At 64.7% G+C, this 11,523-nt stretch carries 3 protein-coding genes; 1 reads left to right on the top strand and 2 read right to left on the bottom strand.

Annotation, left to right across the window (positions count from 1 at the left end; translation table 11 throughout):
- Positions 1-1,446, top strand: coding sequence for an efflux transporter outer membrane subunit (locus tag ACO07C_RS23430; RefSeq protein ID WP_421916544.1), 1,446 nt, complete (start codon positions 1-3; stop codon positions 1,444-1,446).
- 37 nt (positions 1,447-1,483) lie between these two features.
- Here the strand turns inward: ACO07C_RS23430 and ACO07C_RS23425 are convergent, their stop codons facing one another.
- On the bottom strand, positions 1,484-9,724 hold the full coding sequence (locus tag ACO07C_RS23425) for an MBG domain-containing protein (protein WP_421916543.1): 8,241 nt from the start codon (positions 9,722-9,724) through the stop codon (positions 1,484-1,486).
- A gap of 9 nt (positions 9,725-9,733) precedes the next feature.
- Entirely contained in the window at positions 9,734-11,431 is a 1,698-nt protein-coding gene (locus ACO07C_RS23420; protein ID WP_421916542.1) for a ShlB/FhaC/HecB family hemolysin secretion/activation protein, read from the bottom strand.
- Positions 11,432-11,523 lie beyond the last annotated feature (92 nt).

The following is an 11,523-nucleotide window of genomic DNA, read 5'->3' as shown; positions in this document are numbered from 1 at the left end:
ATGGGCATGAGTCGCCGGCAGATGCGCACCGGCTCTCGGCTGGGTCGGTTATCGCTCGTAAGCCTGATCGGGCTTGGCCTGTCAGGCTGTGTCCTCGGCACCGAACATCCAGATACCGCATTGGAGGTGCCGGCGGCCTACGGCAACGGCCCGCGCCATCCCGATGCCGCCGTTCCGTCTCTGGACTGGTGGCGCGGCTTCCGATCCGAGGAACTGACCGGCCTGGTCGAGCAGGCGCAAGCTTCCAATCTGGACATCGCGGTGGCGGTTGCCCAGATCATCCAGGCCGACGCCCAGGCTGGCGTCGCCGGCGCACCACTGCTGCCAAGCCTGTCGGCGGGCGCGTCGGCCGAGCGGCTGCGCCAGCAGGGAAACAACACCAACCAGTTCAATCTTGGCCTTTCCGCGAGCTATATGCTCGATTTCTGGGGCAAGAACCGCGCAACGCTCTACGCCGCCGAGAAGAACGCGCTGGCCAGCCGCTACAACCGCGAGGTCGTGGCGCTCAGCACCACGGTCGCGGTCGCCAACACCTATTTCCAGATCCTGGCCGCCCAGGACCAGATCAAGGTGGCGCGCGACAACCTCGCCGCCTCGACGCGCATCCTCAACCTGATCCAGAAGCAGCTCGCCGGCGGCACGACAACTCAGCTCGATGTCTCGCAGCAGGCAGCCTTGGTGGCGACCGTACGGGCGTCGATCCCTCCGCTGGAGGTGACCCGCCGGCAGAACATCGCTGCGATCGCCGTGCTGGTGGCGCGTGCGCCCGCCAACTTCAACGTGCGTGGCCAGAGCCTGTCGCGCATATCCATACCGCGCGTGACCCCCGGCCTGCCTTCGGAACTTCTGGTGCAGCGGCCCGATATCCGTCAGGCCGAGGCGCAGCTCGCCGCGTCGAACTTCAGCGTGGAGTCCGCGCGCGCCGCCTTCCTGCCGCAGATCCAGTTGACCGGCACGACGGGCTTCCAGAGCGCCGCGCTCTCCTCGCTGTTCGGTCCCGGCGCCTGGTACTATACGCTTGCCGCCAGCCTCGCGCAGCCGATCCTCGACGGCAATCTGCTGAAGAGCGAGCTCAAGCAGGCGAGCGGCGTGCAGCTGCAGAACCTGCAAGCCTACCGCAAGGCCGTGCTGTCGGCTTTCGCCGATGTCGAGATGGCTCTGGTCGCGCTCGAGCAGACCACGATCCAGATGCGGCTGCAAAACGATGTCGTGACCAATGCCCGCAAGGCCTTCCAGGTGGCCGAAGCGCAATTGAACGGTGGTACGGTCAATCTCGTCACCGTCCTGCAGACGGAACAGACGCTTTTTTCCGCCGAGTCCTCGCTGGTTCAGGTCCGCCTGAACCACGCCCTTGCCGCGACCAGCCTGTTCCAGGCGCTGGGCGGCGGCTGGAACAAGCCTGAACCTGTACCCGTGGTTGTCGCGGGCGCGGCGCCCCCGTCATAGGACGACAAGCCAAAGCGCGTCGAGCCGAGCGGCCTTCCTATTGGGCCGACGCCACCACGCAGGCGGCAGCCACCTCCGTACCCTTGCATATCACAGGTCCGTCGAGGCGAGGATCCTCGATGATGGTCTGCATGTCGCCACCCGAAGGACGACCGGTAAAGAAGACGGGTGCCGGCCGGCCGCTGCCGTGGGTATCGTAATTGGACTCGACGGTGCTGGCGGCGTCGGCGGCCGGTACCGTGTTGGGCGGAGAGACCACCAGGTTGGCGCCGATATAGGTCAGCTCGTAGTTGGCCGACGCGCCGAGGCTTCCCTGCTCGATCGCGTAGCTGCCCGGTGCGCTTGACGTGGTCGCATCGGTCGACAGCGCGCCGGAGAGCGTGTCGCCGCCGACCAGCCCCAGCCCGCCGATCGTGTAGGTGAACGGCGGATTGGGCATGCCCTGCGGGCGGCTTTGCGCATCCGCGGTCACGGTGATCGAACGCTTGGCTATCGAGAAATCCCCGCCGACATAGGTTATGTCGTAGTTCGAGTTGGCTGCGTTCGTCAGCGTGCCCTGGCCGATGGCATAGTTGCCGACATTCTCACCCGAAGCGCGATCGAGAGCCCCCACAAGGGCCTCGCCGCTGCCGAGATCGGAATAGGTATAGCCATAGGACGACGGGTCGGCGTTGCCATAGATCTTGCCCTGCCCGGCCGAGGCCGTAACCGTGACCGCGCGTTTGCCGATGCTGAAATCGTTGCTGACGAAGGCAATGTCGTAGTTCGAGTTCGCCGCGTTGGTCAGCGTGCCCTGGCCGATCGCATAGGTGCCGACATTCTCGCCAGACGCCCGGTCCAGCGCGCCGACCAGCGCCACGCCACTGCCGAGATCGGAATAGGTGTAGAGGTAGGAGGACGGATCGGCGTCGCCATAGGTCTTGCCCTGGCCGGCGCTCGCCGTGACCGTCACCGCCCGCTTGCCGATGCTGAAATCATTGCTGACGAAAGCAATGTCGTAGTTCGAATTGGCCGCGTTGGTGAGCGTGCCTTGGCCGATCGCATAGGTGCCGACATTCTCGCCAGACGCCCGGTCCAGCGCGCCGACAAGCGCCACGCCACTGCCGAGATCGGAATAGGTGTAGAGGTAGGAGGACGGATCGGCATTGCCGTAGGTCTTGCCCTGGCCGGCGCTCGCCGTGACCGTCACCGCCCGCTTGCCGATGCTGAAATCATTGCTCTCGAAGGTGATGTCGTAGTTCGAATTGGCCGCGTTGGTGAGCGTGCCTTGGCCGATCGCATAGGTGCCGACATTCTCGCCAGACGCCCGGTCCAGCGCGCCAACCAGCGCCACGCCACTGCCGAGATCGGAATAGGTGTAGAGGTAGGAGGACGGATCGGCATTGCCGTAGGTCTTGCCCTGGCCGGCGCTCGCAGTGACCGTCACCGCCCGCTTGCCGATGCTGAAATCGTTGCTGACGAAAGCAATGTCGTAGTTCGAATTGGCCGCGTTGGTGAGCGTGCCCTGCCCGATCGCGTAGCTGCCGACATTCTCGCCGGCAGCGCGATCGAGCGAACCAACCAGCGCCACGCCACTGCCGAGGTCGGTATAGGTGTAGAGGTAAGAGGACGGATCGGCGTCGCCATAGGTCTTGCCCTGGTTGGCGCTCGCCGTGACCGTCACCGCGCGTTTGCCGATGCTGAAGTCGTTGGTCTCGAAAGTAATGTCGTAGTTCGAATTGGCCGCGTTGGTCAGTGTGCCCTGGCCGATCGCATAGTTGCCGACATTCTCGCCCGAAGCGCGATCGAGCGCGCCGACCAGCGCCACGCCACTGCCGAGATCGGAATAGGTGTAGAGGTAGGAGGACGGATCGGCGTCGCCGTAGGTCTTGCCCTGGCCGGCGCTCGCCGTGACCGTCACCGCCCGCTTGCCGATGCTGAAATCGTTGCTCTCGAAGGTGATGTCGTAGTTCGAATTGGCCGCGTTGGTGAGGGTGCCTTGGCCGATCGCATAGGTGCCGACATTCTCGCCAGACGCCCGGTCCAGCGCGCCGACAAGCGCCACGCCACTGCCGAGATCGGAATAGGTGTAGAGGTAGGAGGACGGATCGGCATTGCCGTAGGTCTTGCCCTGGCCGGCGCTCGCCGTGACCGTCACCGCCCGCTTGCCGATGCTGAAATCATTGCTCTCGAAGGTGATGTCGTAGTTCGAATTGGCCGCGTTGGTGAGCGTGCCTTGGCCGATCGCATAGGTGCCGACATTCTCGCCAGACGCCCGGTCCAGCGCGCCAACCAGCGCCACGCCACTGCCGAGATCGGAATAGGTGTAGAGGTAGGAGGACGGATCGGCATTGCCGTAGGTCTTGCCCTGGCCGGCGCTCGCAGTGACCGTCACCGCCCGCTTGCCGATGCTGAAATCGTTGCTGACGAAAGCAATGTCGTAGTTCGAATTGGCCGCGTTGGTGAGCGTGCCCTGCCCGATCGCGTAGCTGCCGACATTCTCGCCGGCAGCGCGATCGAGCGAACCAACCAGCGCCACGCCACTGCCGAGGTCGGTATAGGTGTAGAGGTAAGAGGACGGATCGGCGTCGCCATAGGTCTTGCCCTGGTTGGCGCTCGCCGTGACCGTGACAATCCGCTTGGCAACGGACAGCAGGCCGCCGCTGTTGAAGGCAAGGGCGTAGCCGTTTTGCGCAGCGACGTTGCCGGGGTCGATGGTGATCGTATAGGTCCCGGCTCCAAGTGGCTGGGTGGCAAGTGTGTCGGGGGTATAGAGCGTCGGCGCGCCGGTGAAGGCGGTGGCGGCACTGTCGCCGAGATAGGCGTTGGCCACCCCTGATTGATAGCCCGACACCGAATAGGTCAGCGTCGGCATGGCGTCGCCATAGATATTCGACGCATTGGTCGAGGTGAAGGTCAGCGTCGGCTGGTACGCGAAGACATAGCGATTGCCCGTTGCATTGACCGTGCCGCCGGCAGCCGTATTCCAGATCGCCGTGTTGCCGCTGTCGAGATTGCCAAATGTGTTTCCGGTCGGACCTGCTGCATAGACCAGCCAGCGGCCGGTTCCGGAAACCGAAATCGCGTCGCTGCCGCGGTTGTTGACAAAGGCGCCGCCGGCCGAGAGCGTGACATTGGCATTGGTACCGGCGGTAACCTTGCCGGTGGAGGCAACCGTCAGCTTTCCGGGGGTCCGCAACGTAACCGCGCCGCTCGCTGTCACGCCGTTGACGCCGGCGACGCTTCCAACCGTAAGGTCGCTGCCATCGGTAAGGCTGACCGTGCCGGTCGAGGCCCCCAGCGTGCCGATGCTGTTGCCTGAATTGTTCAGCGTATAGGCGCCGCCGCTGCCAAGCAGCAGAAGGCTGTTGGCGCTGATACCCGCAGTCTGGCTCACGCTGCCCGCCGATGAAATCACCAGCGTGCCCGGGACATTCATGGCCTGGTCTATCGTGAAAGCCGAGGTCGGATCGATCTCCATGTTGGCCAGCCCGCCGATCAGGCTGAGCGACGCCGCGTTGCCGCCGACCGCCGTGGCGCGTGCGGCGTTCAGCGCCGAGAGTGTCGAAGCCGAGCCCTGCTGCTTGAGATAGCCGCCGTAGATCGACAGGCCATTCAGCGAACCGGTGGCGTTCTGTTGGAAGGTCGCGCCGGCAGAAGGCCCGCTTGAGGTTACCAGAACCTGGCTGCCGCCCGCGGCAATGGTGCCGTTGGGCAGCAGGAAATAGTAATAGCCATTGGCACCGGTCGAGCCGACCGCCGAGGCTGGCGTGATCGAGCCGTTGACCAGGATACCGGTCGTAACGCCGCCAAGCGGTGTCGTGCCGCGATCGCCATAGGCAGTTCCTGTCACCACCTGTGGTGTCGTCGGATAGAGCCATTTGAAGTAAGGCAGGGTGGTGTTGGCGACGATGCCCCAGGCCGATGTCGAGAAACCGGTCTGCAGCGCCGCCATCAACTGGGCTGTTGTCTTGCCTGTCGCGGTGGCGTTGGCGCCGGTGGTGATGCCGCCGCCGATGCCCGGCAGGCTCGCGCCCGCCGTCTCCGTGTCCCAATAGGAGGCTTTGACCGTCGCCGGCAGGTTGCCGCCCGACGTATCGGCGGCATTGTAGCCAACGAGGCCGCCGACATTGGTCGTGCCGTAGACGGCGCCGATTGAATAGGAATTTTGGATCCTGCCGTTGAGCGTGTAGCTGCCCATATTGACGGAGCCGTTGAGTCCGACGAGGCCGCCGACATTGCTGGTGCCGTAGACGGCGCCGGTGGCGTATGCGCCGCCTGTGCCGTTGATCGGGCCGATGACGCTGAGGTTGAGCCCGGCGAGGCCGCCGACCTGGTCGACGCCGCGTACAATCCCGGTTGCAAAGGACGTATCTATCAGGGCGCCGCTGTCGTTGCTGCCGACGAGGCCGCCGACGATCGTGTTTCCGGTCACAGCGCCAGTTGCATAACTGTGTGTCGCGGTGAAGGTGGACAGGCCGATCAGGCCGCCGACATAGTTGTTTCCGGTGACCGCGCCCGTCGCGTAGATCATGTCGGTCGAATTGCCGCCGACAAGGCCGGTGGCCTGCCCCATCAGGCCCCCGACATTGTTGCCGCTACCGGTGACGTTGCCAGTAGCGAAGGAGGTGCCGTAGAAGCTCGAAAAGAAATAGCCGAACAGGCCGCCGACATTGTTGCGGCCATTGACGGCGCCTGTCGCCGACGCTGCGACACTGGTCGAGCCATTCTGTACATATCCGCTGTTGGAGGACATGTAGCCACCGAGACCGCCGACATAGTCACGGCCGCTGACAGCGCCGCTGGCGGATACCGTTTCGACGTAACCGCCTTCGATCGAACCCGCGAGACCGCCGACGAAATCGCGCCCGCTGACAGTCGTGCTGGCGGAGAGATTGGTTAGATAGATCGGGACGACATTGTAGTTGGTGTCAAAGCCCCGATCGCCGCCGAGCAGAGCGCCGACATGATCGCGCCCGGTGACGGAACCGCCACTAAGCGTGACGTTCTGGATTGTCGCGCCGGTGGCAAAGCCGATCAGCCCGACGAAGTCGGTCGTCGGCCTGTTGATGTAAAGATTGGAGACCGCAAAGCTCTTGCCATCCAGCGTGCCGGTGAAGGCGCGCTCGTTCGAAGTGCCCATCGGCAGGCTGGCGTTGCTCGGTATATCGCTGCTGGTGGCGACCGCGCTGCCGATCGGTACGAAGCCGCCGGCGCCCCACACGCCCTGCCCGCCGGCCGTGGTGCTTGCGTCGATGTTGTTGCCGAGCGTGTATTTACCGTTGAGGTTGAGCGCCATCAACTGCAGCTGGTGCGCGTTGGTGACGGTGGTCGAGTATTCCGACAAAAGCATCGGCCGCGTGCCGCCAGCCGCGCCGCCGGCATTGTTGAGCGAGCTGTCGACGTCGACGATCACCCAGCCCGGCCCACCGGCCGTCGTGCCGAAGGTCCAGCCGGTGAAGTTGGACGCCGTCATGAAATCGCTGGTGTGCAGGCCCGTACCGCCAGTGGCGGTGTTGGGACCCCAGCCGGCTGCGGCGATGGCGCCGGTTGTATCGAGATCGAAGTATGAGGAGGCAATACTACCGGTGTTGTAGCCGACGATCCCGCCGGGGTTGCCTCCGGTGAGTGCGCCGGTGGCATAGGAATTGGTGACCGTGGTCGTCGCGTCCAGGGAGGCTCCGACCAGCCCGCCGACATAGCCCTGACTGGCATTGACAGCGCCTGTTGCATAGGACGTGCCGATGCTGGCCGTGCCCTTCATGGAGCCGACGAGGCCGCCCGCCTGGCTGGCGCCGCTGGCGGTCACAACGCCCGAGGCATAGGAGGCCGTGATGGCGGCGCTGTCGAGATTGCCGACAAGCCCGCCCGCCTTGGACGGACTTCCTGCCGTTACCGTTCCGGTGGCGAAGGACCCGGTGATCGATGCGCCAGAGCTGGCTTCGCCCACGAGACCGCCGCCACTGCTCTGCCCACCAACTGTCACCGGGCCGCTGGCCGAAGAGCCTGAGATCGTGCCCGCGAAGAGACTGCCGACAAGCCCTCCGGCAATGTCGTAATTCGTCGCCTGCACCGAGGCCGTCGAAATCGCGTTGCTTATCGTGCCGCTGCTGAAGCCGACGAGGCCGCCCACGGAGCGATAATAGTCGGCGGTCGTCTTGACCGTCCCGGAAACGGTAACATTGCTGACCGTGCCCTCATTCGTCCCGGCGAGTCCGCCTATCGTGCCGCTGTTGGCCGAGCCGGACGTTCCCGTGATCGCGACGTTGGCCAGGTTGAGGTTGCGCACGCTGGCGCCAGAGGCGATGTCACCGAAGAGGCCGACGCTGCCGTCGGACGAATTTATGGTCAGGTTGGAGATGGTGTTGCCGAGGCCATCGAAATTACCATTCAGCGTATCGACGACAGCCGAGGTGAACGTCGTCCCGGTCGCATTGATGGCGCGGCCAAGCGCAAAATTGGCTCCGCTGTTGTTCTTGATGTTGCGCAGGTCGTTGAGCGTGTTGACCAGCATCGCGGCGTTGAGCGTGGCGCCCCCGGCGATGTTGCCGGAATAGTTCTCGGTTGGATTGGCGTAGCTCGTATTGTTGACCCCGCTGCCGGCAGGGTTGACCGTTGGGTTGTAGTAGATCGAAACGACGCCCGAGGTGCTCGCCTTGATCGCGCTGCTGGCAAAGCTCACCGTGCCCGTCCCGGTGCCCGAGCTGTCGGCGCGCAAATTGATCGCGCCGCCGCCTGAAGAGGACAGGTTCGCGTTGACCGCGATGTTGCGATACGCGCTGAGCGTCAGCGAATTGCCGCTCGACCATGTCACCGCATTGGCGACGGTGATGTCGCCGGCCTGGCTGCCGGCGGTGCCTGTGGTGACCACGACATTGGCGTTGGCGAGCGCGTTTTGTAGCGTCGTGACACGCAGGATCGAATTGTTGCCACTGGCGGTATAGGTCGATCCCGAGCCTGAAGCGGCCGGCGATCCGGTGGCGGTCTGGATCGTCAGGTTGTAGGGATCGAGCAGCAGATAACCGGTGTCGCCAAACCGGGCGCTCAGATCGACATTGCCCTCGAAATCGAGGACGCCGTGGCTGGAAACCTCGGCGAAACCACCATCACCGCCACTGTCCCCACCCCGCGCCGATATCGTGCCTTCGAAACCCGTGACCGCGTCGGACCAGACGATCACCGTGCCGCCATTGCCACTGCCCGTGGCACTGGCGTCAATCGTCGTGCCGGCATCGACGTCGGTGGTCTCGGCCCGCTGCAGCGTGCCCGAGCCCTGCTTGTCGCCGCCGATCTTGATCGTGCCGCCGCCATCCTTGCCCGAGGCATCGATCCTGGCTGACTTCAGTTTCAGCTTGCGGCCGGTGACGGTGACCTTGCCGCCCTGTCCGCCACTCTTGGCCGACGCATCGAGCGTGCCGGAGACTTCGACCGAACCCTGGTCGCCGCCGAGCACGATGGCGCCCGATTGGCCCGACACCGTGCGCGCCTCGATGACGCCGGACATGTTGACCGCCTGTCGCGCCGCATCGCGCACCGCCGCTGCCTTGAGCTCGACAGTCCCGCCATCGGCGCTGATGGTCCCGGAATTGCTGACCAGCGCATTGCTGCCATCGGCCTTGGTCGGAATCGAAACCTGCAGAAAACCGTCGCCGGAGAGATCGAGCGTCGCCTTCTCGGCCGAACCCAGCCCGACCTTGCCCAGAGGCACGCTGATGGAGCCCGCATTGTCAACGCTGCCGCCGATCAGCGCGGCATAGCCGCCGCGGCCGATTGATATCGAGCCTTCATTCGAAACAGCCGCCGAAGCGCCCTTGCCCTGGAACTGCAGCTTGCCGGCCTTGAAATCATCATCGCTGATATCGAGCGAGGAGCCGACGAAGCCGGCAGCACTAACCTTGCCGGTCTTGGAGATGGCGATGCCGTTGGGGTTGACGAGGAAGACGTTGCCATTGGCATTAAGCTGGCCGGCAATGGTCGACCTGGTGCCGCCGGTGACGCGGTTGAGCATCGTCGAGGTCGATGTAGGCTGGTCGATGTTGACGGTGGCGCCGGCGCCGATCGAAAAGCTCTGCCAGTTGACGATGGCCGAGTTCGTCGACTGCTTGATGTTGAGCTGCGAGGCCGATGGTTTCGAGATGGTGACGCCGCCCGCGGCCACGCTGCCGCCGGTCGGCAGTTCCTGTGCCCTGGCGGACGTGAAGCCGACCAGCGCCGTTGACGCCAGAAGCAGCGCCGTCAACGGCGCGCCGGTACGGTTGAGATGCATTGGGATGAGTGGGATTGAGGTCTGGCGCTGCATGGTTCCGTCTTAAAACTGAATGGCGCCAGCGAGCGAAAAACGGTCGCTGGTCGGCAAATGGTCGTCGCGATGCTGGCGGCCCCACTCCAAGGTAAGGCTGCCCCCTGTCGGATTGCTGGCAAGCGCGGTATCGAACTTGAGCCCAAGTCCGTAGGACGCACCCTGTATGCTGGCGCTTTCCAGTGCCGTCGGCATTTCAAGGCGGACCTCTCCGACGGCGCCGAAAAGATAGGGCGCCAGCGAAATCACGCCGCCGCTGAGCGGCACCAACCACGGTGAGGACACCTGGCCGCGCAGCACGAAGCCGGAATCGCCCTGAAGGGCGCCCGCGTCGAAACTGGACAGGCCGTTCGAGCCGACCAGCCCGATCTGCTCAGACTGCAGCAGCGGCTTGCCGAAGGAGGTCTGCGCGCGGGCGAAAAGATCGAACCCGAGATGCTGGGCCAGTGGCTGGCTGTAGCTTGCCGATATTTCCAGCTTCTGGAACGCAGCATCCGCGCCCTGTCGCGACAGGGGCAGCAGGGGCGACGCATCCGTCGCCGAGCGCGCGCCAAGTCCGTCAATGCCGAAAGAGGCAACAACATCGCCAATGAAGACGCCGCCGAGCGGCGTGAACCAGGTAGCGTCCGTGCCGAACCGGATGATGCGCAGACGATCCTCCGCGATCGGCAGCGAGATCGGCGTCACCGCGTTGAGAAAATCGTTCTGGACATCGAAAGAGAGTTCGCTGCTGACCGTCAGCTCGCGGCTGCGGATCCAGGGATAGCGAAGCCGTGCCGAATAGCGCTCGAACTCACTGCCAAAGCCGAGCGTGCCGGGCTCGGCTGTCGGGTTGGCGCGTGTGCGGGTGGCTTCCAGGTTGAGCGTCAGCCCGTCATAGCCGAGCGGCACGACGACGCCGGCGGCATAGTTGCGGTTGCGCGGACTATCCGTGAACAACCCGCTTTCCCCGCCATCGGGATAACCGCCAAGCCGCAGGTAGGCCAGTTCGCCGAGGCCGAGGAGCGAATTGAAGTCGACGCCGACGCCCGTCGACCACCGTTGCAGCGACGGTGACAGCGAATTGTCCGATGTGACCTGTGCGCCAAGCGGGCGATACTTGCCGTCGATGACGAGTACGCTGGCTCCCTTGGCGGTGCCCGCCTGCAGCGTCGAGCGCAACCTTGCGCCTGGCGTGTCGCCGGCCAGCAGCAGCTTGCGCTCGATGGTGGACAGCTTGATGCCTCTTTGTCCAACGAGCGGCGCAAGGGTTGCCTCGACGCGGCCGCGTATGCGTTCCGGCAGATTGCTGGTGTCGATCCGTTCGAGAAATCCGTCGACAACGACGAGCCGAAGCCTGGCGCCGTCATTGAGCTTCTGGGCCGGCAGCACGATGCGCACCAGCGCGTAGCCGGCGCGGCCATATTCGGTCTCCAGCTTGCGCGCGGCGGCGAAGATCTCGGCGGCGGTGACGCTGCGGTGAGCCAGGCCGGCGATGATCTTGCGCGTCGCTTCCGCCATCTCGGGCAAACCGCCCTCGACACGAACGTCCGCCAGCTTGACCCTGAGCTTTTCGGCGCCCGCCGGCGCCTCCAGGCCCGAGCCTTCGGGGATGGAAACGCCAGCCGTATCGACTTGCGGCGGCGGCCGGAAGCTTGGCGGCGTGATCTGGCTGGCGGTCTGGGCGAATGCAGCGGCTTGAACCGAGAGGCAGGTCGACGCGGCCAACAGAAGGCGCCACCCCCAACGCGGCGCCAGCCCGTTGGAAACGGGCAATCCACCGGCATTCATGCAAATCATTGTCTTGTTTCTATGCGTCA

The sequence above is a fragment of the Mesorhizobium sp. genome, from assembly GCF_965229135.1.
In the GTDB taxonomy this organism is placed as follows: Bacteria; Pseudomonadota; Alphaproteobacteria; order Rhizobiales; family Rhizobiaceae; genus Mesorhizobium.
The sequence above is the reverse complement of the archived record's forward strand: the minus strand, read 5'-3'. Positions and strand labels throughout refer to the sequence as shown.